The sequence below is a fragment of the Snuella sedimenti genome, assembly GCF_016428595.1.
GTDB lineage: Bacteria > Bacteroidota > Bacteroidia > Flavobacteriales > Flavobacteriaceae > Snuella > Snuella sedimenti.
On the sequence record NZ_JAELVQ010000031.1, the window covers coordinates 12,902 to 39,400 of the forward strand.

Annotated in this window: 17 protein-coding genes; all 17 read right to left on the reverse strand. The window is 33.5% G+C overall.

Annotated features, from left to right (window positions below):
• Positions 1 to 11: 11 nt before the first annotated feature.
• The 17 genes from JF259_RS16055 to JF259_RS16130 all read right to left on the reverse strand — a co-directional run bounded on the left by JF259_RS16055 (position 12) and on the right by JF259_RS16130 (position 25,757).
• Complete coding sequence (locus JF259_RS16055; protein WP_199116726.1) at positions 12 to 3,329, reverse strand: SusC/RagA family TonB-linked outer membrane protein; 3,318 nt, start codon at positions 3,327 to 3,329, stop codon at positions 12 to 14.
• A gap of 169 nt (positions 3,330 to 3,498) precedes the next feature.
• Complete coding sequence (locus JF259_RS16060) at positions 3,499 to 4,671, reverse strand: FecR family protein (protein WP_199116727.1); 1,173 nt, start codon at positions 4,669 to 4,671, stop codon at positions 3,499 to 3,501.
• Between the two features lie 208 nt (positions 4,672 to 4,879).
• Positions 4,880 to 5,413, reverse strand: a complete 534-nt coding sequence (locus JF259_RS16065) for an RNA polymerase sigma-70 factor (protein ID WP_199116728.1) — start codon at positions 5,411 to 5,413, stop codon at positions 4,880 to 4,882.
• A gap of 248 nt (positions 5,414 to 5,661) precedes the next feature.
• Positions 5,662 to 5,991 carry a discoidin domain-containing protein gene (locus tag JF259_RS16070; RefSeq protein WP_262894929.1) on the reverse strand — a complete coding sequence of 110 codons (330 nt, stop codon included), beginning with the start codon at positions 5,989 to 5,991 and terminating at the stop codon, positions 5,662 to 5,664.
• An 18-nt stretch (positions 5,992 to 6,009) separates the two neighbouring features.
• The gene (locus JF259_RS16075) at positions 6,010 to 6,690 is read right to left on the reverse strand and encodes a DUF4998 domain-containing protein (RefSeq protein ID WP_199116730.1); all 681 of its coding nucleotides are present in this window, start codon (positions 6,688 to 6,690) and stop codon (positions 6,010 to 6,012) included.
• Positions 6,691 to 6,715: 25 nt separating this feature from the next.
• The gene (locus tag JF259_RS16080) at positions 6,716 to 7,975 is read right to left on the reverse strand and encodes a DUF4959 domain-containing protein (RefSeq protein WP_199116731.1); all 1,260 of its coding nucleotides are present in this window, start codon (positions 7,973 to 7,975) and stop codon (positions 6,716 to 6,718) included.
• A gap of 21 nt (positions 7,976 to 7,996) precedes the next feature.
• On the reverse strand, positions 7,997 to 9,979 hold the full coding sequence (locus tag JF259_RS16085; RefSeq protein ID WP_199116732.1) for a RagB/SusD family nutrient uptake outer membrane protein: 1,983 nt from the start codon (positions 9,977 to 9,979) through the stop codon (positions 7,997 to 7,999).
• A gap of 11 nt (positions 9,980 to 9,990) precedes the next feature.
• Complete coding sequence (locus JF259_RS16090; RefSeq protein WP_199116733.1) at positions 9,991 to 13,470, reverse strand: TonB-dependent receptor; 3,480 nt, start codon at positions 13,468 to 13,470, stop codon at positions 9,991 to 9,993.
• 126 nt (positions 13,471 to 13,596) lie between these two features.
• A complete protein-coding gene (locus JF259_RS16095) occupies positions 13,597 to 14,655 on the reverse strand; it encodes a FecR family protein (protein WP_199116734.1) in 1,059 nt (352 codons plus the stop codon).
• A gap of 103 nt (positions 14,656 to 14,758) precedes the next feature.
• Entirely contained in the window at positions 14,759 to 15,346 is a 588-nt protein-coding gene (locus JF259_RS16100) for an RNA polymerase sigma factor (RefSeq protein WP_199116735.1), read from the reverse strand.
• A gap of 422 nt (positions 15,347 to 15,768) precedes the next feature.
• The gene (locus JF259_RS16105) at positions 15,769 to 17,292 is read right to left on the reverse strand and encodes a sulfatase (protein WP_199116736.1); all 1,524 of its coding nucleotides are present in this window, start codon (positions 17,290 to 17,292) and stop codon (positions 15,769 to 15,771) included.
• A gap of 13 nt (positions 17,293 to 17,305) precedes the next feature.
• Positions 17,306 to 19,504 carry a glycoside hydrolase family 2 TIM barrel-domain containing protein gene (locus tag JF259_RS16110; protein WP_233164332.1) on the reverse strand — a complete coding sequence of 733 codons (2,199 nt, stop codon included), beginning with the start codon at positions 19,502 to 19,504 and terminating at the stop codon, positions 17,306 to 17,308.
• A gap of 9 nt (positions 19,505 to 19,513) precedes the next feature.
• On the reverse strand, positions 19,514 to 20,635 hold the full coding sequence (locus tag JF259_RS17655; RefSeq protein ID WP_317192102.1) for a glycoside hydrolase family 2 protein: 1,122 nt from the start codon (positions 20,633 to 20,635) through the stop codon (positions 19,514 to 19,516).
• Positions 20,636 to 20,883: 248 nt separating this feature from the next.
• A complete protein-coding gene (locus tag JF259_RS16115; RefSeq protein ID WP_233164333.1) occupies positions 20,884 to 22,038 on the reverse strand; it encodes a DUF3472 domain-containing protein in 1,155 nt (384 codons plus the stop codon).
• Between the two features lie 169 nt (positions 22,039 to 22,207).
• Positions 22,208 to 23,128, reverse strand: a complete 921-nt coding sequence (locus JF259_RS16120) for an endonuclease/exonuclease/phosphatase family protein (RefSeq protein WP_199116738.1) — start codon at positions 23,126 to 23,128, stop codon at positions 22,208 to 22,210.
• A gap of 28 nt (positions 23,129 to 23,156) precedes the next feature.
• Positions 23,157 to 24,179, reverse strand: a complete 1,023-nt coding sequence (locus JF259_RS16125) for an endonuclease/exonuclease/phosphatase family protein (RefSeq protein WP_199116739.1) — start codon at positions 24,177 to 24,179, stop codon at positions 23,157 to 23,159.
• Positions 24,180 to 24,305: 126 nt separating this feature from the next.
• Positions 24,306 to 25,757: a sulfatase-like hydrolase/transferase gene (locus JF259_RS16130; RefSeq protein ID WP_199116740.1), complete on the reverse strand. Its 1,452-nt coding sequence runs from the start codon at positions 25,755 to 25,757 to the stop codon at positions 24,306 to 24,308.
• Between the last annotated feature and the right edge of the window lie 742 nt (positions 25,758 to 26,499).

The following is a 26,499-nucleotide window of genomic DNA, read 5'->3' on the forward strand; positions in this document are numbered from 1 at the left end:
GTAAATCTTTTTTAAAATGTTAAATTCATTCCTAAACTAAATGTTTTTCCATTTGGATAACCATAGTTGTTGGTACTACTCGTTTCAGGATCCAAGAAATAATCATTTATAGGAGAAATTGTAAATAAATTGGTTCCACTAAGTGTCAGGTTCCATTGAGATATCCCTGGCAATACATTTTTAGGTAAAATGGACTTAAGGTTATATGTTATATCTAAACTTTTCATTCTTAAGTACCAAGCATCCTGAAGCCAAAACGAAGAGGTCGTTTGGTTGTTACTTCCGTTTGCATTATTAAATGTACTGGTTCTTGGAAATAAAGCATCTCTATTAGTGGGCGACCATGAATCATCCTGAATGGTAAACAGCATATGATTTAGTGCATCATTCCAAATACTACCTCCTCCACCTATATACATTTGGCGATTACTGGTGCCTTGAAATAGCACGTTTACACTCAATCCTTTGTAAGCAAAGCCTGTATTAATACCATATTGTATATGAGGAAAGTCTCCTTTACCCAACCTTCTAAAATCATCACCATCAACTCTACCATCACCATTTACATCTTGATATCTTATATCGCCCAAATAAGTATCTGTGGAAGCTTCCCTATGTGGCGAATTCAATAAATCTTCAATTGTTTGGTAATACCCTTGATCTATATATCCTCTTAAAGCAACATCAATTTGCTGAGCTTGACGCGTATATGGATTTTTTAAATCATTTTCAATTTCGTCTGTTTTTGCCCATAATTGGTCAAAGTAAGTTACATTGCCGCCTACATAAAAATCTACATTACCAAGCCTAGTATTATATTGTAAATTCAGTTCCACACCTTCTCTTCGATGCTCACTATCAATATTAATTTGTGGCAAAGATTTTCCAAGAGTTGTTGTATATGTATCTTCTGGCGATCCTAAAAACCCAGTAGTTTCATAATAAAACCAATCTAAGTTTCCCTTTAACTTATCATTAAACAAACCAAAGTCCAACCCTAAATTTCTGGATTCTACTTTAGACCATGTAGTGGTATTACTCGTAGGCACTAAATTCCCCTCACTAAAGCCTGTATTAAAGGCATCATAACTATAATAGACATTTTGGTTTAAATTATATCTAGGTAAGTATTGAAACCTAGCTCCAGAGTTTCCTACTTCCCCCCATGATCCTCTTAACTTAAAAGAACTAATTCGTAATTTATCTAGAATTGGTTTTGCAAAGGTTTCATTATCTATATTCCATCCTAAGGCTACCGATGGGAACAAATTGTACTTATATCCATCCTCAAAACCATCAAAACCATCATATCTACCTGATACCTGAACAAAATATTTTGCATCAAAATCATATTTTAAACGTGCTACGTAACCTATACGTCCACTCTCTGAGCCTGAGCCTGAATTGTCACGTCCTTCTGGGGATCCCGCAAAAAGAAAGGGTACTTGAGGTGATGGAAAATCTCTTCTTGAAGCAGAAAAGCTTTCTCCAAAACTTTCTCCTACAGTATATATTCCTGTAAAATCTACCGTATGCTTTTTAAAAGATTTTAAATATGTAATATGTCCTTCTAGAAAATAGTTGTATCCCTCACTAGCACTTTGTGATAACTGAGCCTTTCCTATATCACGCAATTGGTTATCATCAGTGTACAATGGAGCAATACCAGATGGGTTTGTCCTAAAGTTTTTATTAAAACCATTTCCAAATCCATACTTACCAACAGCTTTTAAATGAAGTCCTGGGATTTGTGGAATTTCAAAATCAAATTCTAAACGATAGTCAATATCACTTGATCTATTCCTAGAGACTCCTGCTTTTTGGTCGGCTTCTGCTAGTGGATTTTCATTACCAATATAATTGCCTGCTTCATTAAAAAGCGGTACTCCAGGTCGCCAGTTTCTAACATGACTAAATATACTCCAAGAACTTAAGGGAGTTCTCTCTATTTCTTCCCTAACTATACTTAAATTACTTTTTATGGTTAAGTTTAAGGCATCTACTTTCTGATTGATATTGGAACGTAAAGAATAACGGTTAAGTCCGTAATCATTTCCATTATAAAGACCGTCTTGTCTAAAGAAGTCTAATGAAGTAAAAATGCTTGTATTTCCCGCGGTGCCATCTAATTTAATGTTATGTCTCTTTAACAAAGCCATTTTGTTAATTGCTCTATCATAAACATCACGTTTGTTTGGCCTGTTTATAGGATCTGAATTCGTCCTGAATGTTTCAAGAAGATCATCACTTATAATAGGATCTAATCCATCATTAAATGCTGCACTGTTTAATAACAAAGAATGTTCATAAGCTGTTAACCATGTGGGTTTTGTTGTTGGCCTTTGTATAGCAAAGGTATTTCTGTATGAAAATGTTAATTTTTCTTTTGCTCCGGTGTTAGTTGTAACCAAAATAACACCACTAGGCGCATTAAAACCATAAATAGCAGTGGCTGCAGCATCTTTTAAGATGGATATATTTTTAATATCGCCAGGAGGCAATGCCGCCAAAGCAGCTATATCTCTTTGTATGTCATCAATATATACTACGGGAGTACCACCTCCCCGGATAGATATTCTTGGAATAGAACCGTAATCTCCACCTGATTGCCTTGTTATAAGTCCTGGTGCTCTTCCCGCTAAACCTTCTACCATGTTTGCAAACGGGGCTTTTTCTATCTTATCTGTTTTAACTTGAGATACAGCACTTATCAGTTTTTTCTGAGATGTCTGTCCATACCCAACTACTACAACTTCATCTAATTCAGAAGCACTTTCTTTTAATATTATTTCAATATTGGTTTGGTTGTTAACAACTACTTCTTTTGTTGCATAGCCTATATAAGAAATCACCAACACCGCATCGCTTGAAGCAACTTTTAATGAGAATTTTCCATCGAAATCGGATTGAACACCATTATTTGTTCCTTTTTCTAACACAGAGGCTCCGGGTAAGGGTTGTCCATCTATATCTGTTATAGTCCCGCTAACTGAAAATTGCTGAACTTCAACTATTTCTTTCGGAGCTTCTATAACAATAATCTTATTGCTTTTAGTGATATTAAAGTTATAATTAGATTTTGAAAGGCTTTCCTTTAACAGTTTGTTGGCCTTAATGATTCCTTTTTTAACGTGTATCTTGGGTGCATCTTTAAAGAGGTCCTCCTGATAAATAAATGTAAACTCTGTTTGCGTTCTAAGTATGTCAAAAACCTCATCGATGGTAATGACCTTATCTTCTTCAATAATAACTTTTGTACTTTGAGAAAAGATATCACTCGATGTAAAACTAAAAACTGTTGAACAAAACAAGAGTATAAAGGTTCTCATAATAATGTGTAGAATCTTTTTCCATAAAAGGAAAAAGCGATTAGTAAATTTAATTTCCATAAATTTGTGGTGTTAGTTGATTAAACATCTTTTTAATTAATTAATGGTTAAAGGAAAGGGGATGAAGCTGTTTTACTTTCCAGGTATATATCTTTGTTCCCCTTTTTTGTTACTTAATTGTAATCTTTTTGTTTTTTATTTCATAGGCGTTTATAAAGTTAGTGTTATTAATTGCGTCAAGAATTTCTTCAATTTTATCATTTTTGCTCAATACACCATTAAATCTCACATTTTCTAGTTCTGTATTGGCAAACTCTATTTTAACATCATACCATCTGGATATTACCTTCATTATCTTATTCAAGGACATACCTTTAAAACTAAAGAGTCCTTTTCTCCATGAGGTTACACTTAATACATCAACGGTTGTAACTGTTATATTTTTTTCCTTAAGGTTAAATATAGATTGCTGACCCGGCTCTAAATCTAACTTAGAGCCATCATTATTGACACTTACTTTACCTTCTGCAAGTGTTGTGTAAATTTGGTATTCATCATTATAGGCCTTGATATTAAACTCTGTACCTAATACCTCTACTTCCTGCGATTTATTAAAGACCTTAAAACCAGCTCCTTTATGTTCTGTGCTAGGGGAAACATCAAAATAGGCTTCTCCATACACTAATTCCACTACTCGGTTTTCGCCTTCAATAAAACTTATGGGGTACTTTAATTGTGATTCTGAATTCAGCCACACTTTTGTACCATCGGACAATGTTATTTGAAATTGGCCTCCTCTTGGGATTGTTAATGTATTATAAACTAACTCTTTTTTTGAATTATCTAAAGCTTCGTAAACAATCTCTTTTCCATTACTAACCGCATTTTGTAATTGAAGTCCTTTTCCGTTCTCCAATGCTATTTGAGAGCCATCTCCTATAGTTAAAGTAGCTTTATCTGTTCCTGGCTCTATGCTGTTAGTTATTACTGGGGCAATATCATTCGTTAGGGTTGTGCTAAACAAACTGTCCTTAAAGAAATAGGTTGTGGCTAAAATTCCAACAACAATTGCTGCTGCTGCTGCATACCTCCAAACAAACCATTTTCTAACAGGAGAATCTATTCTACTCTTAATATTTTGCCAATCTTCTTGCTTATCAATCTGATGTATCAAATCCAGACGCTCCTTGATTAATTTTTCGTCTGTGAGGTTTTTTATAATATATTTTTTGTCTTTCTGACTGAATAATTTAGAATCCTCCAGAGCTTTTGGAGAATCATCTTTTAACAAAGACGCTGCAATTTTCTTTGAAAGCAGTAATATTTGGTTAAAAATGGACATAGAAATACCGATTTGTATTTATTATGACGATAAGAAAAGGCTATAGGGTGAAAAAAAATTAAAAAAAAGTGGCGTATGTGTTTTTCTAAACAATTTAGAAGGGTTGTCTTAATAAAAAAATCTTGAAACCAACAGGCCTCTCCCAAGGAGGAGATAAAGAGAAACCCTGCTACAAAAATTGGAGCATTTTTAGATTTGTAAAGCTTCCTTAATCAAACACAAAAGCTATTAATGTAAAGTAATCTTTTAAAAGTGGTTTTAATTTTTTATAAGCTATTTTTTTTTGGGTTTTAACTGTATTAATAGAAACACCCAATTCTTCTGCTATTTGCACATTGGTAAATTCTTTAATACTCAACCTTATTATCTGAGCACATTTACTTGGTAAGGAATTGATAGCTTTATCTATAATCGACGAGGTTTCTATGATAACAACCTCGCGTAAGAAGAATGACCTTTTTTCTATTTTTTCTATATCATTGATCGCTAAGCGATCTGTTGATTTGTGACGTGTACTTTTTAGGTAATCTAAGGATTTGTTTTTTACAGATGTATAGAGGTAAGATTTTATAGTATGCTCATTTTTAAATTCAATTTTATCTTCCCATACCTTAATAAATACATCTTGCACGATATCTTTAGAAGCTTCTAAATCGGTTACATATTTGTTAGAAAAAAGACATAGCGATGTATAAAGTTTATTAAAAAGACCTTCATATTCTTTCAATGTCAATTTATACATACCGTCTTTTTAAGCTTGCTTATATTAGGATTAATCCTGTTCAAATTTAAAAAAAAGATATTAAACCATTCTAGTAAAAAAAAATACGACAAAATATTTATTATTAGGTTATCACTATTCCATTTTAAGTACAAGTTTAAAAAGGAAGTGGGATATTCTCCAACAGATTATATTTTGAGGCAAAAAATTGAACTAAATATTCTTGCTACTGCAACAATTACAGTAGCAAGAATTATTAAAACAAATGATTAATTTTTAATTCCCACGTTTACCTCTCCTATTATGGTGAAATTTTCACCACCTAATCCTTTTTCTAGTGTATTTATTTTAATATACCGATCACTTCTTTGAAGTTCTGAAAATGAATATGATTGAAAACCATCCAACTCATTATCAAAATCGCAATCTCCAAAATCAGAATAAGTAACATTATCTTCACTAATTGATATGTTAATTTTAACAGGAGCATTTGCATTATCATCATTTCTTGCCAAACTTATCTTACACATTTCTACTACTTCGCCTAAGTTTATAACAACATAATGGCTATATGTTGCATTTGGTATATATTTCCACAATACGGTTGTAATGAGTATTTATTGATCAAATTGTGCATAGTCGGAATAGAAAAGATCTACACTATTTTGAGGCTGAAAAATACTCCTATAATAGATAGGTTCATTCAAATCTATACCATCATCATCAATTTTAAACTCTGTCTTAGCCTCATCTGTCAATTTAATTACTTGTTCTAACCCCTCTTTATCTATGTATTTGAGTTCGCTATCTATGTAACCATCAAAAAATACATTTGCTAGCTTAAATACTATGGAATTTCCTTCATTGGTATAAGCTGTAATTGCTCTATTACTTAAACCACTTTGGTAGCTTGAGCCGTAAACACGACCCCCAATTGATACTGGTATCGATTTATTATCAAAGCCATCTAAAGTTAATACCGCAAATGTATGAACCCCCTCATCTAGATTAGGTACAATTACTTCTATTACATTTTTAACTTGTGGGTTCACACTTATGTTTACATCCAATGAATCTTTACCAGCATTCCAAAATACCCTAGCTTTCTTGATACTAGTGTCTGAGTATAAAAACCACTGTAATTTAGCCCTCTGAAAACCAGGACTAACTATTAAAGAGTCAGGCTTTTCGGTATAAATATTTTCTCCTTTGTCAAGATATTCTTGGTGCTCATCATTTATATCTGTACAGCTGTACAATGCTATTGCTAAAATATTTATTATTAAAAAATTTCTCATTACATATTAAATTTTTAGTTACTTTTTACTGGGGTTGTCCAAAAAAGGTTATCTCTGACCATCCCGAATGTTTTGAACCTGAATCCCAAAGCTCAACAGACCTAAACCTATAATAGCGATAGGCTGGTATTCCTGGAGGAAAATTAAACTCAATACCGTCTTGTGCGTAGTCGTCGTCTTCTTGTGTAACTTCTATACCTGGTAACCCAGAAGGTTTAATTATTTCAAATTCATCAATATAGTTCCAACCATCCAGTCCTTCTTCTCTCCAATTACCTGTATCATTGGGATCGTCTCCATTTGGCCAAACATAAGCACCGTTTCGTTCTCGATCTATAAGAGCCTCATCATTAGTACCATAAAGCTCTAGCTTTTTTATTCCAGTTCTTTTATAACCCCAATATTCTACTGAGTAAATTATAAACCTACTTATTTTTGCTTTCACGCCAAAATCAATGGTTTGGTGGTGAGGGAGATAATGTAATTCTGATCTAAAAGTACTCACATAGCCACGCGCATAATTTTGATGTAAAATGCCATCAAAGCCTTTTTCTACTCTTCGTGCATTTGCGTGTTGTGGAATGTCTGTATCTAGTCTTAAGGCTGTCCATAAAGCTTTATCTAGTTCTTGTTCATACAACGGCTTAAAAGTTCCAAATATGGTATCACTTACATTCTTATATTTATCTTTTACAAAAAAACCGAGTGTTTGTGTAATAGAATCTAGTCCTCGCACGTTTTCACTGTAATCTGTATAATCTTCATAGACCGTTTTAAACGGTACAAAATTGCCTAATGCATCCTCTTTCAATACCGTAATGCCCATGTCTACTTTATCGACATTCTCCCAAGATAATAGTACTCCTGAAAAATCACTTTCTATTTCAAGGGAATTAAACACCTTTAAATAAGGAGGTTCTAACGGTTTTATTGTTTCTTTTAGTGGTTTCGATTTGTTTCCGCCATAATCTACACTGCGCAATTCTACCTCGTACTCTTGAGTATCTCCAAAACCATCAACAACAATATATTGATTGAACTTACTACTTTTTGCAACACGTATCAATTCACTATTAACGGCATAGGTAGCTTCTATATAAAGGATGTCTTTCTCTTTAGGTAATGTGTATTTTATAATTGCTCCACCAGGAATGTTTTCAACGCTTACATTTGATATTTGCCCAGGAGGATTACTATCTAGTGGTGGTTGACCAACAAATTCTTCTTCGCCACATGATACCAATATAAGTACCAATACGATATAATAATTTAATAAATTTCTCATGATTATTTATTTTTTTAGGTTTTACCAACCAGGATTTTGAACTAAATTAGGATTTCTCAAAAGCTCTTCAGTTGGTATGGGAAACAAATTATTTTTAAATGAATAAGGAAGTACAAAAACTGTTACTGGCGTATAATAATCTTCTGCCGTTTTTCCTTCTGTGTTCCATCCCTTTTGAGGTCGCCTTTGTAACTCTTCAGCTAATTTCCAACGACGAATATCCCAGAATCTTTGTCCCTCGAATGCTAGCTCATTTAATCTTTCGTCCTGAATGATTTGTCTTAAACCACTTTTTGTGCTTGGTTTATTAGGTTGGTTTGAGTAGGTACTCCATGATTCTAAAACACCTTTTAAACCAGCTCGTTCCCTAACCTTATCTATATATTCTATAGCTAAAGACTGATTATCTATTTCGTTTAGGCATTCGGCATAAAAAAGATACAAACCAGACAACCTAATTTCGGGGAACGGATAATCCCTAACAGTTAGACCAGATGTAGAATTTCTAATGGAGTTATTAAAATAGGCTACCTTTTTTGCAATATAACCCGTTGTTGAATACCTACCGGCCAACAAATTACCTGCATATTCACCAGCTCGTGCCTCCAAATAATGATCTGTATATCCTGGGTTTCTATTTGAATAAGTTGCAGGATTACCAAACCAAATACCACGATCAAACCCTAAACTCGCATAAAAACGAGGCTCTCTATCAAAATGAAAATTCACAGTAGTTTCACCATCCTTTATATAATACAAATTGTCTGCTACCCCATTACCATTATCGTCTACATCTGTTGCAGCATTGTAAGTCCTTAACTTATACATATTTGCATAATCCCAAGTTATATCCTCATCAATTGGTACGCCGTTCTTTGAATAAAACTGTTCTGCAATGCTTAGCGATGGAGAAAAATGTCCTGTAACTTGAATATTAGACTCAAATCGACTGTGTGCTCTTCCCATTCCCATATTTTGTAATGCCGTTCCAGCCCGGCCTTCGGTTGATACAAACAATTTTTCATCAGTCCAACGCTCTGTCAAACTCGTATTAAGTGTTATTACTTTTAAGATTTCGTTTGGCAAATCGTCTATAGTGGTTCCTGTTGGTAATGGCACACCAGTCGGGCTATATTCAAACAATGCAATATTTGCTTCATTTGCAGCATCAATTGCTTGCTTACAAGCATCAGCCGCAGTATTCCACTTATTAGAGTCTACTGTTGAAGGAAATAACCTGATACCTCGAGAATCGACAAGGTTAGATACTTCGTCGTTTCCATTAAAAAGAGGACTAGCGGTCCATACAAGCGTTTTTGCTTTTAATGCTAAAGCTGCTACCTTGGTTGCTCTACCTAGTTCTAGTTCTATATCTCCAATAACAAGGGGCAGGTCTGGTGCTGCTTCATTTAATAAATTAACGATAAAACTAGAACATTCGTCAATTGGGCTTCTAAATTGATGGAATTCATCGACTTCTGCATCAACCTCAACGTTTTCTGGGACTAATACAATAGGTCCGTACATCCTAAAAAGAAAGAAATGATAATACGCTTTTAAAAATTTAACTTCAGCAATCCATCGTTTTTTTAAAAACTCATCGATGTATGGTACTTCGTTAATTTTTTCTAAGAAAATATTACAATCTCTAATTCCAGAATACAGATTTTTACCACCGTTGGCACCTGTCCAATAATCGGTATAGGGATTATCTGGCGATTGAAAACCCATTGCGATTTCATGAACCGCTACTTTTTGTAAGTCCTCAATATGTGAAAATGCTCCCAAAGGATAAGCTACCTCATCTCCTCCTAACAAGGCGGGGTTATTACGTTTATCTCCTAAATTTGGCATCCAGCTATAACAGGTAAATAAAAAAGTTTCGGCAGATTTTTGATCGTCAAAAGCATCATCAATTGTAGCAACATCGTCAGGAACAAAATCCAAATAGTCACATGAAAATAAAGTTAAAATAAGCGTAAAATATATTATATGTTTTTTCATATCTTAATTTTTTAAAAATTAGCTCTTAATCCGAAATTATATACTTTTTGAATAGGATATGTAAAGGCATTTCCTCCAAGTTCTACATCCCACAAATCAAACTTGCTCAAAGTAAACAGGTTTGTACCACTTAGATAAAAACGCACATTTTCAAACATTTTATCTCCAAACAACTTATCTAAAGTATACCCTATTTCAACGCTTTTAAGTCTCAATAGGCTACCGTCCCTCATAAACCATGTACTTCTTTGGTTATTATTTTGTATTGTTTGGTCTGACAATCTAGGCCACAAGGCATAAATATTTCTATTTTCTTCAGACCAATGGTCATCTGCATAGGTTTTCAAGAGGTTTCTCACGCCTGTCTGGTCGTCAATGGATGTATTTCTAAAAGGTGCTGTTTCATCGGAATCAATAAAAATGGTTCTGTTTGCCAATCCATTAAAAAAGCAGTTAAAGTCAAGATTTTTATAACCTAATGAAAATCCAAATCCATAGTTGATTTCTGGACTAAGTGAATTCCCAATTGGCACCACATCTTGAGTATTAATTTTTCCGTCATTATTAATATCTTTGTATTTAATGTCTCCCGCAGTATAAGCTATGTTTGGCTCTCCAAATTGCGCAGGACTATTAGCCACATCACTTTCGTCAACAAACAACCGCTCAACAACATAGCCATAAGCTTGATTAATTCTATTGCCAATTACAGACAACCATGGGGTACTGGAATAATCTGGTTCATCAAATTGTGTGTATACACCTTTGGCATAGGTAAAGTTCCCTGTACCTTGTATCCACCAGTTTTTACCCCAATTTTCCCTTAATTTCAAGCTAAATTCAACTCCTTGGCTTTTAGCTGCACCGCTATTGGCAAATATATCAGCCGTAAGACCTAAAGAAGAAGGAACTGCAGCACGTTGCGTAAAAATATTCTCTCTTTTTTCGCTAAAATAATCGGCATTTATTTCTATTTTGTTTTTAAAAAGTCCCAGCTGTAGCCCTAAATTGAATTTTTTAGCTGTTTCCCAAGTAATATCACTATTTTCATATCTGGTAATATCTACCCCATTCAGATTATAACCGTAGTTTTCTCCAAAGGTAGCGCTACGCCCATTAGCACTTAAATTTACAAGGGAAAGGTAAAAAAATCTATCACTAGCGCTTCCAATATTATCATTTCCAACTAAACCATAAGTAGATGTAATTTTAAACTTGTTTACTATTGGTTTTATGTTTTTCCAAAAATTCTCTTTAGAAATATCCCATCCAAATCCTAGTGATGGAAAATAACCGAAACGCTCTTTTTTCGCAAAACGTTCAGAGCCATTATAACCAAAAACAAATTCTAAAAAATATTTTGATTTCAAAGCATAGCTAAATCGCCCGGCTAAACTTAAATTTCTTTTTGGCAGAGACGATTGAAGATCTGTAGCAGTATTATCTGCACTTTCTCTTATTGTCGAAACTAACATGGCAGTAAAATCATGGATATCTAGAAATGTTTTGTTGTAATTGGCAGCAAACTCTCCATAAAACACAGTAGAAACATTAGATGGGGAGCCAACAAAAGAAAGCACATTTTCTGGATTACTTTCTTCATTTAAAAATTTTAAAGTGTAAACATCAGACAACTCATCATAGGATCCTATATTATAAAAAGCTGGGGTCATTTGCCTATTCAATTCAAAATACGAATTTCTGTCATAGCCTATTTTTGCTCGTAACGAAATTTCTTCAGTTATTTTCTGTTTTAAATTTATTTGAGCATTTAGCTTAGATCGTGTATAATCTCTATACCCTTTTATAGATTCTGTATATGGGTTTATGTAAGACCCATCATCAAAGTTTCCAAATAAAATATTAGGATTATACAAATTGGCCTGATCGGGCTCGTAATAAGCAGGAAACAAGACAGGACTAGCATTGGCTACTTTTTTAAAAAGACTAGAAGCACCACCAAGAGGTCCTGTATAATCGTCTACAGCAATATAAGTTTGTACTCGGGCTTCTAAGGTTTTTGTTATGTTAAGAATATTATTAGATCTTATCTGAAATTTATTTAGTTTAATACCAGTATTATAATCATTTCTATCATCAATTTTTAATATACCTGTGTCCCTTGTATATGTTACGGATAGGTAGTACTTGGCTACATCTCCCCCTCCAGATACATTTAGATTTAATCTTTGGTTTACGGCCTTGTCCTTAAAAAGTTTATCTCTCCAATCTACTGCTGGAAACACATTTTTATTAGTTCCGCTAGCTACTGCATCTATTTGGTTTTGAGTAAACGGTAGTGCCACGGTACTTTGATTGGACAGTCCCCTACGTGTTTGCACAGCTTCATTGTTTAAAATCATATAGGTCACTGGGTCAGCAAATTCAATATCCGTAACATTTGAAGACGCATAATTTTCAAACTTGAATGAAACTTTGGCCTTTCCTTTAACGCCGTCTTTAGTGTTTATTAAAATAACGCCATTTGCTCCTCTTGATCCATAAAGTGCCGCAGAGGTAGCATCTTTCATTATGGAAAAGTCGGCAATATCGTCTACATCTATACGTGCTAAATCATCTGTGGTAGACTCCATACCATCTATAAGTATTAATGGGGAATTTGCATATCCAAACGTAGTTACACCACGAATAAAAAAGGCTGCGTTATCAGCTCCTGGTTCACCTGATGTTTGAAATGAAATTAAACCAGGTATTACTCCAGAAAAGGATGCTGTTAAATTACTTGAGGGTATTTTTAAATCTGCTGGCTTAACAGTTGTTATTGCAGATACAACACTTTCTTTTTTCTGGGTTCCATACCCAACCAAAACGACTTCGCCCAGTTGCTCCAAATCTTCTTCCAAAATAATGTTTATTCGCTCTCGTTCTTGAATGGCTATTTCTTGAGATAAATAACCTAAGTACGATATTACGAGAGTTGAATTCCCACTAGATACAGTTAATTCGAAATTTCCATCAAAATCAGCCTGAATACCATTTTTTGTACCTTTTTCAAGAATATTGGCTCCTATAAGCGGCACCCCCTTTTTATCTGTTACATAACCTTTTATGACATAATTTTGTCTTTTTAAAAGTTTTTCATCTACTTTACTTTTATTTTTTCCCTCATTTTTAATAACGACTTGCCTATTCTTTATTTTAAAATTAAGATTCGTACCTTTAAACACTGTATTTAAAATGCTTTCTAATGGAGCATTTTGAATGTTTAAAGTAACTTTCTTGCCGATATTTAAATCTGAATCTTTGTAAAAAAATACGTATTTACTTTCGCTTTGAATGACTTTAAAGAGCTCTTCAAAGGTAATTTCTTTAACATTAACATTAATTTTGGTTTGTGCATAGGAATGGTTAGCATAAGCGCTTGATAAACCAATACAGATAAAAAGTAAAAATGCTCTCATGGCTATAATTAAATAATAGCCAATAGAGTTTTTACAGCTATTAGCTGGTGCGCTGATAATTTTATTCATATTTTTGTTTTTCGGTGAATTAATATTGCCTTTTAGGCAGTTTTAGTTTCTAAGTCGGATAATGTTAGCGCATATCCGGCTTTTTTGTTTAGTTGGTTTAGTCAAATCATAGGCTTATTCTTTGTTTTAATTAATACTTATTTTATTTCCTTCTATGGTATAATTAAAGTTTGTAGTCTCTTTAATCAAGTCTAAAACCTCTTTTATATTATCTTTCAAGTCAAGAGAACCTGAAAACGTATCATTTCCTGCATTCATTTTCACCCCATTACCACTTGGTTCTATCTTTACATTGTAGTATCGTGACAGCTTTTTAAAGATTGTTATTAGGTAGTCCTGTTTAAAGATAAGTATCCCTTCTTTCCAAGAAAAATAAGGCGTAATATCTACAGGTTTAGACATTATAGTTGCTTGTTTTTTATCAAACTCAGCCATAGTTCCAGGTGTGATTCTTAAATACTTGAAACTGTTTTTTAAACTATTGTCTGCATATTTAATTTTTACGCTTCCACTTTTTAAGGTGGTTTGCACCAAGTCATCTTCGGGATAATTACTTACATTAAAAACTGTTCCTAAAACCTCAACGGCATTGTCCTTAGACAACTGAACAATAAAAGGACGCTCAGCATTATGAGCGACATCAAATATAGCTTCTCCCTCTAAATACAACTCTCTAGTACTTCCCTTGAATTTTGCGGGATAAATCAATTTAGAACCAGAATTCAACCAAACCATACTGCCATCAGATAATTTTAACTGGGTACGCTTACCATAAGGCACTAATAGGGTATTGTAATTGATTTCCTCATCGTCAACGTCTTGACTTAGTGTTTTAGATTGTCCTAAATCAACTTTTTCTCCTGTAGCAGAATACGAAATCTCGGCAGATTCCTCATCAATATTTATATTTTCTTTGTTGTTTAATATAAGTACAACCTCGTTGGTATCATTAACATTTACTTTGCCCGAAGTTTCAACATATTTTATAAGCGATTCGTTTGCACTATTATTAAAGTAAACGCGCACACAGAACAATACTGCAATACATGCAGCCATAGCATAGGCATAACGCCATCGCTTCTTTCTTGAATTAAAATGGATTACAGACTTTTTTATTCGGTGCTTTAACTGTTTTTTTTCTAAATCAGTTAAAGTATTGTGCTCTATGTTATTTGTAGGTTTCATGCTTATTTATTGCAAAACTGTATTTCAAGGAGCTTTTATTTACCCCCGATATATACAATAAGTAAACATGAAACAATTTATAGACAGTTTTTTTTAACTTTTTTTAAAAAATTTTAAAAAACCAAAAAAGAGAAAATGAAGATTCCCTAAGTTTTTTAATGACCCTGTATACTTTGGTTCGTGCAGTAGCAACCGAAACACCCATTATTTTTGCAATCTCTTCGTATGTTTTGTCTTCGTTATACCTTAAAAAAACAATCCTTTGTTGCTTTTTAGATAATTTTCCTAAGGCATTTGAGAGCCAAACCTTCTTTTCGTTTACAAATTCTTCATTAATAATTTCCTTTTCCCAAGGTTCGGTATAATTCTGATTAAATGGATAGCTCATATCTGAAATATCGCCATCGATTAACGCCTTTTCACCTGAATACCTTTTATTGATTTTTCTTTTTAACGATTTAAACAAATAAAACTTAACATTATCTGTTTCGGACAAATTCGACCGATACTTATACAGATCAACGAAAAGATCATGGATACAATCCATAACATACCCTTTAACGTTTACCTGCTTCATACCGTATGCAAATAGATCATCTATAAAGAGATCATACAACCCTTCTAAAGCGTTAACCTGTCCTTTTCTAAGATTCTCCCAAAAAATTATCGTTATGTTCTCTTTTTTACTCATTCACTATAATGTCATTCAAAAACATTTGTAGTCCTAAAAACATTACTATTCTCAATAAAATGTTATATATAATTAAAAAATAGGATAAAATTCAACATTTATTAAAAACAAATAGGTTAAATCCTTGCATTATCCATAGCCTGATATCTATCTTACTCCTAAAATCGTTTCAACCTGAGTTCGACGTTAAAAAAATCAGGATTTTATTAAGGAAAAAGTGAAAAACCCAATAACCTAAAACACTTATTTTCAATTTCATAACTAAACATTTCACTTATAGTTTCTTTCCTTAGAATTACTAAAATCGTCTGTTCTATCAACGATTTTTGTTTAGTATTTGTCCCTTTTTCCAAAAAAACCTCAAATCAAATTTCAATCACAAAACACAAGTCAAATTTACTTGTTTTAATAATCGAGTTTGGTTATAAAGGCCTAATTACCCCCATAGGTTCCCCTCCTTTTTCAGGATAGAGCGCTTTTCTTTTATTCATTTCATCAGCTAGGGTTTCCATCATAATTTTTAACTGTTCAGGGTTCTCATCAACTAAATTATCTATTTCAAATGGATCTTCTTTCAAGTTGAACAATTCACAATGTGGTGGACCTTCAATTTGATAATGATAGATAATTTTCCAATCTGCTTTAACTAAACTTGTAAAATAATTTGAACGATGATTACCATGTGGAAAATGATTGAGAAACAACTCATTTCTTTCAATATTTTTCTGACCTTTAAGTTGATTTTCAAGGTTAAATCCATCTAAAATATGGTCTTTGGGAAATGGTAAACTAAGTAATTTACTAATTGTAGGAAACACATCTAAAATTGTACCTTGCTGATGTTGTATTGTATTACGAGCTATAGGCAATTTCTTTTGCCAAAATTCTTTTTCATTTGGCGTAACCCACGAAGCTATAAACGGAACTCGCATCCCCCCTTCCCAATGATTGCCCTTTTTTCCTTTTAGTGGTGATGAGCTACTGTAATCATCTATAATGGGTAAGGGTGCATCTGAGCCATTATCTCCCAAAAAGAAGATTATTGTATTCTCTCCTAACCCTAAACTTTTTACATGTTGAATAATATCACCCAACGATTTATCAATCCCTTCAATTAAAGTTGCGTATGCCTGTGCTTTTTCAGATTTACCTGAATTCTTGTATTGGTTAGCAAAACGAGCATCAGGCTGAAAAGGCGCATGTACGGCATAATGGGCCATATAAAGAAAAAATGGTTTCTTTTCTTCCTTGGCTTTAGATATAGCTAAATTGGCTTCTAGTGTCAATGCTTCTGTCAAAAATATATCTTTACCATGGTATTTCTCTAAACCTGGTACTGCTCTTTTTTTATTACCTTTAATATACCCGAAACCATCCAAACCATAATAACTACCTGGTTGTCCAATGGAGCTCCCGGCAATATTAACATCAAAGCCAAGATTAAGGGGGTTTTCTCCTTCACTACCAAAGGGACCAAAATGGGCTTTACCTACATGAATGGTTTTATAACCATTCTGCCGTAATACTCGTGGCAGCGTTACAGATTCTTTCGTCAACCCCTTCCAGTTCCAATTTTGTGGTCCAAATTCTGTTCTATTATTGTTTTCTGAATTAATCCAATTAGTTACACCATGACGTGCCGAGTTCTGTCCTGTTAAAATTGAAGCGCGTGTAGGAGAGCAAACTGAATGCGCATAAAAATTTGTAAACCTCACCCCTTGTCTTGCTAGGTTCTCCATATGGGGTGTTCGATAATAATCATTCAACGGATACTTTACAAGATTACCTTCCTTATCCGTCATAAATGGTACTGAAGTATCCATTAATCCCATATCATCTACCAAAAAAACAATTATATTTGGAGGATTGCGGTCTTTTACTGTATGCGCAACGCACGATACCGTACCAAATAATAACACAATTAAAACAGGTAGTTTAAATTTCATTTTATCTAATTTTTTAAAACCGCTTACTAATTTCAATTAATTCTTCTGTGGTATTTTCGGAAAAAGGCACCAAGTAATATGTATAACTATGAGCAATATTTCCTTTAATAAGATACTTCTCCTCTGGTTTTGCTCCCCAACTATTATTGCCTGCAACGCCTCTTTGTTCTAAATCTATATTTAATTGTACTAAGTCTTGTTCTTTAACATCTATAGTATGTTTGCTTTTATTAAACTCAGGAACACCATCTATTCGGTGTTCAATTTCTTTTTTTGAAGCATTTCCATAATCTAGGGTCTCAGACATGTCAAAAGTTTCATTTGTCATATGTAAAGTACTTATCCCTAAACCTTTTTTAATGTCTTTTGATACTATAAGTAATCCGTTTCCTGTTTTGTTAGATAAAGCAACCCACCTTACATCCGTTTTATAGCCATTTTCTTGTGGTCTTATGTATGGAACGTATTGGTCTTTTACATCAGACGTATAAAGATCTACAAATGCAGACACGTTCCTGTCTTTATAATTTTCCCAAGGTCCCCTTCCAAAATAAGTCATTTTACTATACTCCTTAGGTAGTTGCATACGCATACCTATTCTTGGAATATCTGCTTGATATTCTGTTTTGTCTAAGGTATTTTCTACTTCCACGATTCCATTTCCGCTAATACGATACGTACTATAAAATTTTGTATTTACACCTGGTAAGTGATATACTACTTTCAATTCTATTAAGTTTTCGTTAATGGTGTTTGCGGTAATTGTTTCGACTTTAGAGAATAAGGAGGCTTCTTTCCATTTAATATTATTTCTATACATTTTGCTCCCAGCATCATTGTCAGTCACAGCTCTCCAAAAGTTTGGTTTTGGCCCTTGACCATCTTTTATTAGTTCGTTTCCTTTATATTTATAAGAGATTAATCGTCCTTTATCTTTACTGAATATCAGCTCTACTGAAGCATTAAAAACACGAATTGTTTCTCCCTTTTTTTCAACATTTAATTTGGTCCCATTATCAATTGGTGCTTTTTTATATTTATAAAATTTATCTAATCTAAATTGTTCGTGAGCTACCTCAAAACCCTTAGGTAACATCCCCCAATTCCTTTTTGTTATTGCAGAAATTTCAACAAAATACTCGGTATTGGTTTGATAATCTAAATCTTCTAATGATAAACGTATCAATTTTCCAGTATGCGTTTCTACATTTATAGTTTCAATAGGAATCGTTTTTAACACGGTTCCGTCTGCTTTTATTGTTGCTATAAAATCGAATTGGTTTAAATTGGTAAAATCATAAAGATTTTCTATTAACACCCTCAATTCATTATACCTATTAATACCCTTATCTTTAAAGTTAATATACTCATGGGCTTTTTTTACTTCATATAGTCCGGGTTGGGGGGTACGATCTGGAAAAACAATACCGTTATTCAAAAAACTATTTTCTGTAGGCATATTTTCACCAAAATCGCCTCCATAGGCATAAAACCGTTCTCCCTTTTCATTTGTTTTCCAAATAGATTGATCTACCCAATCCCAAATAAACCCGCCTTGTAAATTATCATACTGTTCTATTACATCCCAATAATCTTGAAAATTCCCTGTACTATTACCCATAGCATGTGCGTATTCACTAGGTATATATGGTCTATCTGTTTTGCTTTTCCCGACTTCTTCAAATTGAGCTGGTGAGGGGTATTGTGGCACAATAATATCTGTATTCCAATCCATATCAAATAAATTCCCATCATGGTCTTTATAGGGACGTTCGTATTGCACAGGTCTCTTGGTTTTATCTGCAGCTTTAATGGCTTTATATCCAGCATAAAAATTCACGCCATTCCCAGCCTCATTACCCATTGACCATATAATTATTGATGGATGATTTTTATCGCGTTCTACCATACGAACCATTCTATCTACATGTTGGTTTTCCCAAGCTTCATTCTTTGCTAATGAATACTTTCCATAATACATACCATGCGATTCTATATTAGCTTCATCTACGACATAGATTCCGTATAAATCACATAATTCATAAAACATATCTGGCTGCGGGTAATGGCTCAATCGTACGGCATTTATATTATTCTCTTTCCAAAGTTTTACATCTGTTACTATTTGTGCTTTAGAAATCACATGACCTGTTTCTGGATTGTGTTCTTGAGTATTTACGCCTTTTAACGTAATGCGTTGCCCGTTAACCAATAAAAGGCCTTATTTAATCTCTACACTTCTAAAGCCGATTAAATTAGAGGTTGTTTCTAACAGTTGTCCTTTTTTATCTCTAATTTCAATTATTAATTGATATAAATAAGGATGTTCTGCATTCCATTGTTTTACATCATTTATTTGATTATTAAATGAGACTATATTAGTTTTATTTTTTTCAACTAATAGATCTTGGCTTGCTTCTTTTATTACTTTATTATTATCTAATACTTTGTAAGTTACATTAACCTTTTCTTCTTTATTTAAATGGTTTTTTAATTCTACATCTAAATTGAATAGTCCATTGGTATAAGCTTTATCTAATGTAGAAACGACTTCAAAATCTTTAATTCTAACTTTGGGCTGCGCATAAATATATACGCTTCTTTCAATACCGCTTATTCTCCAAAAATCCTGACATTCCAGATAAGAGCCGTCTGTCCATCTAAAAATCTGAAGGGCAATTGTATTTTTCCCAGGTTTTACATGTTTGCTAATATTAAACTCTGCTGGCAATTTACTTCCTTGTGAATAGCCTACATACTGTCCGTTAAGCCATACAAAACCTCCCGATTTCATAGCTCCTATGTGTAAAAAGATCTCTTTTTCATTCCAATCTTTTGTTATGGTAAAGTCTCTTCGGTAAGACCCCCCTGGATTATAATCATGAGGAACTTTTCCTGGATGCTTTGGTGTTGATCTACTTGATTCTGGATTTGCAAATTCAATATCTTTTGAAACACGTGCTCTGTTATCGGCAAATTCATATTGATGGTTTACGTATATAGGAATACCATAGCCTTCTACCTCCCAATTTGAAGGCACCTTAATGTCGTCCCAACTACTAAGGTCTTCATTAGGATTCATAAAAGTTGTAGGTCTGTCCGTAGGTACACGAACCCATTTAAATTTCCACAAACCATCTAACGTTTGTTTAAATTTAGGGGTATTTGACTTAAGGGCTTCCAATGTTGTATAAGACGTAAACGTTGCATGTGAAGGCTCTTTGTTTTCACCTATAACTTTCTCGTTTTCAACATATTTCCATATATTAATTTCTTGCCCAAAGCTATTAAATGCGATCAATATTGCACCTGCTAATCTTAGTATTGTCTTGTTGTTTTTCACACGTTTAAATTTTAGTAATTAATTGATTTTATTGTAATTATAAAATTAAGAACGTGTGCAACCACTCCTTACACTCGTTCTCTCATTAAAAATTTTAAACATTTCCTTTTGTGAAGTAATTTTTAAAATTTCTTAATGCTCGTTTCATCTATTTAAATTTTTGTACTGACCTGTGATTGTAGTTTAATTATATCGGTTGGTATTGGCCATTACTTGCCAAATGCCCATTATGGGCTTTCATAAGTTTATTATTCTATTAAACCTTCTAGTAAATGAAAATCTAGATTTAGTGCTTCTTTCTTTTTAGTTGTTTCTATTTTGAAAACTGAGTTTATAGCGGTAGTATTACTAAAGAAACCATAGTTTTTTAAATAATACTTATTGTTTTCTATTCCTTCTGAATAATCGAGTCTGACATTTTTCCTGGCAGTGGCGTCTGCTCTAAACTTAGCGTCTGTTATACTATACCAAGTGTTTTTAGTATCGTAAACCCACTGATTTGTGTAAAACGATTTTCTAACTTTATTACCCATATCTGGTTGAAAGTTTTCTAAAAATGAATGAAGGTTCTTTAAATAGGTTATAGTCTTTGGATACCTGAAACTTGCCATTAATTCCCATTTCTCTTTTTCGAGAGCAAAAACAAATGCAGTATAATCTGTAAAATTATTTATGAACGGAACACCCTTTAACAAAAACTTATATGTGGTATCTGCTTTCCATAGATATTTACGATAACTTTGCTCTCCAGACTCTTCATACCAAAACTCTCCTGCTATCACATCTTTTCCTTTTTTCAATAATATTATTTGTTGATCTTTTGGGATATCTTTTGGATTGTTAGTTTTATAAGGGCTCCAAACCGAAAACAAAAACCTTCGTTCGGTCTCTAAGTTTACCTGCATTCCAAAATACCCTTCCTTAAACCCGTTTGCCATAAAATAAGAACCTATAAAATCATTCCCTTCAGGCACTGTAATTTCACTATGCAACCATGCAATATCACTTGCTGATTCTGGTATTGGGTAGTTTAAGTGTACAGATGGTCCTCTTCTACCCCAATATGCATCATCCTTTATATAATACAAATTTCCTGTTGTAGCATCTCTCCCTATCATTAATTGATCAATGACTATAGCGGCTTCACTCCTTTTATTTGCTTTTTCTCCTTTATAGTTAAAATGACTTACCAATAGTAAGTCTCCAATTAATGCTTCTGGAGAAACATTGTTTTTTGTGAAAGTTGTAACTATTTTACCTGTATTATTATCAAGTAGTGGTATTTTTAATTTATACGATTCTTCTTCATTAATGAGATTCAATTCCAATATAGCACCCCGAGTTAAAATATTTTGAACATCCGGCTGGACTTTATTATTTTTTAAAATTTCTTTGATAAACAAAAGGAAATAGGATGTTGATTTTATTATTATTTTTTCACCAAGCACTCTCATAAGCTATTTAACATCAACAACATACTGTTTTTATTAAACAATATTTAGGTAAATTACAATCATATATATGTTCTTTTTAGCTCTCTAGACTTCTTAATAAAATTCTATTTTGAATAAATTATCTGTTATATAAAGCCATATCAACAAATACAGGTAAATGATCACTACATATTTGTTCAAATGTAGTAGCCGATTCATTGTAATGTTCTGATCTTATAACATATGATACTTTGTTCGCCACCCGAGACCATGCACTATTAGAAGCATAAATATGATCAATATCTGAACTTCCTCCCGCAACGGTTCCCTTTTTATCCGATTTACCAATTAAGTGCAATAGTTTTTTCTCATTTTTTGGCTGGATTGTGGTATGCGGAGATTTGCCTGGAGAACCGTTCAAATCACCAACAAGAAAAATAGTTTTAGGATAAACTGTATCCTTTAGCATTTTTTTTACCAGTTCACGATAAAAGGCGCCTTGGTTTTTCCTGTGCTCATCGGCTTTTTCACTTCCGCCAGGATATGCATGGTTACTTATAACAACAAAAGAATCACCGCCTTTAATGGGTTTGAAAATACCTGAAAATGGTGGACGGTTGGTATAAGGGTAACCTTCGAGCCACGCTTTGTATTGTATACATGTTACTTTAGAGGTATTCCATATGAGGCAAGTTTCATCTTCTTGTCGGCGACCAGGATCCCATCCAGCTTCTGGATTAACTTTCCATTCTGGCCCTAATAATTCAACAAGACCGTGAATGCGTTTATTATTTTGAATTTCTTGTAAAGCTATAACCGATGCATCCCAATTTCGAATGCGATCTGCCATAATTTTAAGTTCCGCATCTGTGCGCAAAGGGGTGCGTCTTCCTAAAAACTTAACATTCCAGGTAACCACTCTAACGTGATTGTCTGGAACCTTAAAAGGGATTGTATTTTCTTGAGCCTTTAAGGGGTGGTTTCCAAGAATAAGAAGAACCAGAAAAGTTATGACATTCATGTTTTTTCTTATCAAACTTTTGTTATTTCTTATGTTCATGTTTTAAAATTTATTTGTTGTTAGTAATTTATTTTTTGTTCGAAAAATCTGCTATCAACGGCAAATGATCGAAAGAGACTTTTCCTTTAAGCGGTTGATTGGGATCAAGAGCAACATCATTACATTCCAACTTGTTAATATCCAATGTTTTTTGATCTAAGGTTAAAGTATTCAGCATAAAATTATTTGTCATTTTCAATGATTTCCCAGAAAATAACATGAAATCAATAGTTCCTCCTTGAACCACTGTAGAGCCATCATCGAACATAACAGAGCCTGAACTTATAGGGCTATGGTTTTTTAGTTGTAAAGGTTGTTGATCTTTTAGCATCGGGCTGTAATCTCCCTCTATATTTAGCGTTGGATTAAGGGAGCTTATAATTTTGTACGGCAGATCATCCCTTCTAGAATTAAAATCACCACATACCATAAGCAATGAATTTGTGGGCACATCCGAATTCTTTCCATCAATAACGTCTTTCAAAAAATTCGCAATCATCCTGGCTTCTTTAGCTCTTTGCTCTGGGTCTTTCCAATGCAAATGCACGTTCACTAATAATAAATCCTCTCTAGAGATAGAGTCCGGAAGGTCAATAAGAACAGTAAACATCCTAAGCGCTATTTCTTTTTTCCATTTTATTGGGTAACGACTAAACACCATACGTCCTTTTTCATCTGCGGCAACATTCCAGTTTTCGGAGGTCACTTTATTAAAATAGTCCAGATGCCCTTGAAGCGTCTTTGTTTCTCGTTCAATCTTGCTGTACAATACTTCTTGCAATGCCCATATATCTGGTTTTACTGCATTGTGAATTCTAACAAAATTTGAGGTCCTGTCCTGCGCATTATGCCTTCCGGGCAAAGGAGGTTCCCCACTATCTTGAGGAAATACCGACCCCCAAAAGACATTATATGAAGCTATTCTTAGTTTTGTGTTTAACAAACGCTCAATGCCCGTACTGCTAGTTTGACTAAAAGTTGACCCATAGACAAACATGATCAATAAGACTATTTGCACATTCTTAGTGATTTTACAGACTGATTTCCCCATAAAACATAACGTATTTATATAAGTTTTTTTAAGTAAACTTCTCTGCTTGTAATTCGTCGTTATAAATTGGTTTTCAAGCACCAAAAACTCTAAGTTGTACTTTTTTCTCAAAAAAACTGTTCGATTTTAATTGCTTTTCACAAATCTTTTAGGATGGGTTTTATTATATTCTGAATTTTGCTTAAGCCCCATAAAAATGGGAGGTTTCATTTGTTTTTGCCATTCCTCATACCTTTCTTTAAGTAGGTCGTATTTGTTAGGTAATTTTTTCTGTAGGTCATTTTCTTCAGAAAGGTCATTTTGAAGGTTAAAAACCCCTTCTTCTTCGGAATTCTGTACCAATTTATACTCACCTTCTCTTATAGCATAATCCTCTTTGTCGTATGTCCTCCAAAATAATCGTTCATGAGGCAAGCCTTCCTTATCTCCAGAGATATAAGGAATTAAATTTACACCATCGATTGGATTCTTAGTTTCAATACTTTTTTCTCCCTGCGCAATTATAGTCGAAAAGATATCAAGAGAAATTATAGGGTTATCATAAACTGTTTTAGGTTTAATTTTTGACGGCCACATCATCGCAAATGGTACTCTAATCCCTCCTTCAAGCAAATGTCCCTTTGTACCTCTTAGCGATCCATTATCTGAGCCATGCCCCCTTTCTGGCCCTCCATTATCCGATAAAAAAACGACGATTGTATTTTTTGATAGATTTAAAGATTCCAACTTATCCAATACTAAACCAACGCCATCATCGACAGCACTTACCATAGCGGCATAAGTTCTTCTTTTAATGTCTTTTATATGGTTAAATCTTGTTAGATACTTTTCTGTAGCCTGTAACGGACCATGGGGAGCATTATAGGCAAGGTACATAAAAAAGGAAGCGTCTTTATATTTTTCTATATAATTCACTGCTTCTCTAGAAAGAGCATCGGTTAGATATTCTGTTTCATCGATCCTTTCATCATTTCTTAACAATTTTGTTCTGTATCCTCCTCCTTGAGATTTGGCTGCGTATTCATCTGCTAAAGTCCATTTTTCAGGGAAATATTGATGTCCACCACTCAAGAATCCATAAAAATCATCAAACCCCCTTTTTAAGGGACGTAAACTTTCATGTGCTCCCAAATGCCATTTGCCTATAGCTACAGATTTATAATTTGCTTTTTTCAATACATCGGGAAGTGTTTCCTCACTTAGTGGGAGTCCCATCTCGGGGTCATTTGGTGCAAAAAGGGGATTACGACCAAAACCAAAACGGTCTTGGTACCTTCCTGTTATTATACCCGCCCTACTAGGGCCACAAGCTGCCCAAGTAACATAACCATTCGTAAAAATGACTCCTTGATCGGCTATACGATCTATGTTAGGCGTTGGAATATCTTTGCATCCATTAAATCCAACATCGGCATAACCTAGATCATCAACAAGGACCAAAACTAAATTAGGTCTCTCTTTCGCTTTGAAATTAATTGACCTCTCCGATTGCGTTTTACCATTAAACATTGACCATGAATTCAATGACACTAATATCAAAATCCATATCCAAAGAAGTGTTTTTCCTAATTGTTTCATCGTTTTAAAATTATTATTAAAATTTAACCTGTATGAAGCTCATTCTTCCCTAAACTAAGTCTTTCTCCTTTTTCTATTAATCCTTAAATCTAAAAATTAATCAATTCAATCATCTACAAACATAGGATGACAGAACACAAATGGATGTTCATTGAAGTGATTTAAACTTTTCCAATTGGCTAAAAATCGCTCTTTTTTACCCTGTTTTTATGCTTGTTAAAGTTAATACCCGTCCAAAACCTTTCATTCAGATATTCTACTATCCTTTTCAGGGTAATTATGACGATAAAAGTCAAGAATAATTTCTTAAAATAGGTGTACTTTTTTTGCGATATAGGGGTGAATTTTTAGCAGAAACGCGTATTGTAAGGGATAAATCCTACAACAATACCAAAACAACAATTTTTAGAAAAAAATCGGGAAAAAAATCAGATGGATTATTCTTTAAATTACTTTAATACAAATTTGTATACTTTCTTTTTTGTTCTCAACTAACAGCCCAAAACAAAATAAATTTTCACATTTAACTCCCAAGCTCGACAACAAAACCATTAATTCTAAACATATTATTCAAGACACTTTAGGGCATGTTTGGATTACCAACATAAAAGGGCTATACAAGTAACCTGAGTTTTCTATGTTAAAAACCAAATAAAAAGGCATTATTTGTTGTTTTATGGCATTGAAATCCTAGGAACGATTTTCAGTTCCGTTTTATATTTTTGCCCTATTTCTTAAATAA

Excerpts from the sequence above, each read along its gene's own strand:
- JF259_RS16125 (WP_199116739.1), bottom strand. The coding sequence starts at position 24,179 with ATGGGGAAATCAGTCTGTAAAATCACTAAGAATGTGCAAATAGTCTTA.
- JF259_RS16060 (WP_199116727.1), bottom strand. The coding sequence starts at position 4,671 with ATGTCCATTTTTAACCAAATATTACTGCTTTCAAAGAAAATTGCAGCG.
- JF259_RS16065 (WP_199116728.1), bottom strand. The coding sequence starts at position 5,413 with ATGTATAAATTGACATTGAAAGAATATGAAGGTCTTTTTAATAAACTT.
- JF259_RS16090 (WP_199116733.1), bottom strand. The coding sequence starts at position 13,470 with ATGAATAAAATTATCAGCGCACCAGCTAATAGCTGTAAAAACTCTATT.
- JF259_RS16075 (WP_199116730.1), bottom strand. The coding sequence starts at position 6,690 with ATGAGAAATTTTTTAATAATAAATATTTTAGCAATAGCATTGTACAGC.
- JF259_RS16120 (WP_199116738.1), bottom strand. The coding sequence starts at position 23,128 with ATGAACATAAGAAATAACAAAAGTTTGATAAGAAAAAACATGAATGTC.
- JF259_RS16105 (WP_199116736.1), bottom strand. The coding sequence starts at position 17,292 with ATGAAATTTAAACTACCTGTTTTAATTGTGTTATTATTTGGTACGGTA.
- JF259_RS16055 (WP_199116726.1), bottom strand. The coding sequence starts at position 3,329 with ATGAGAACCTTTATACTCTTGTTTTGTTCAACAGTTTTTAGTTTTACA.
- JF259_RS16085 (WP_199116732.1), bottom strand. The coding sequence starts at position 9,979 with ATGAAAAAACATATAATATATTTTACGCTTATTTTAACTTTATTTTCA.
- JF259_RS16130 (WP_199116740.1), bottom strand. The coding sequence starts at position 25,757 with ATGAAACAATTAGGAAAAACACTTCTTTGGATATGGATTTTGATATTA.
- JF259_RS16080 (WP_199116731.1), bottom strand. The coding sequence starts at position 7,975 with ATGAGAAATTTATTAAATTATTATATCGTATTGGTACTTATATTGGTA.
- JF259_RS16095 (WP_199116734.1), bottom strand. The coding sequence starts at position 14,655 with ATGAAACCTACAAATAACATAGAGCACAATACTTTAACTGATTTAGAA.
- JF259_RS16100 (WP_199116735.1), bottom strand. The coding sequence starts at position 15,346 with ATGAGTAAAAAAGAGAACATAACGATAATTTTTTGGGAGAATCTTAGA.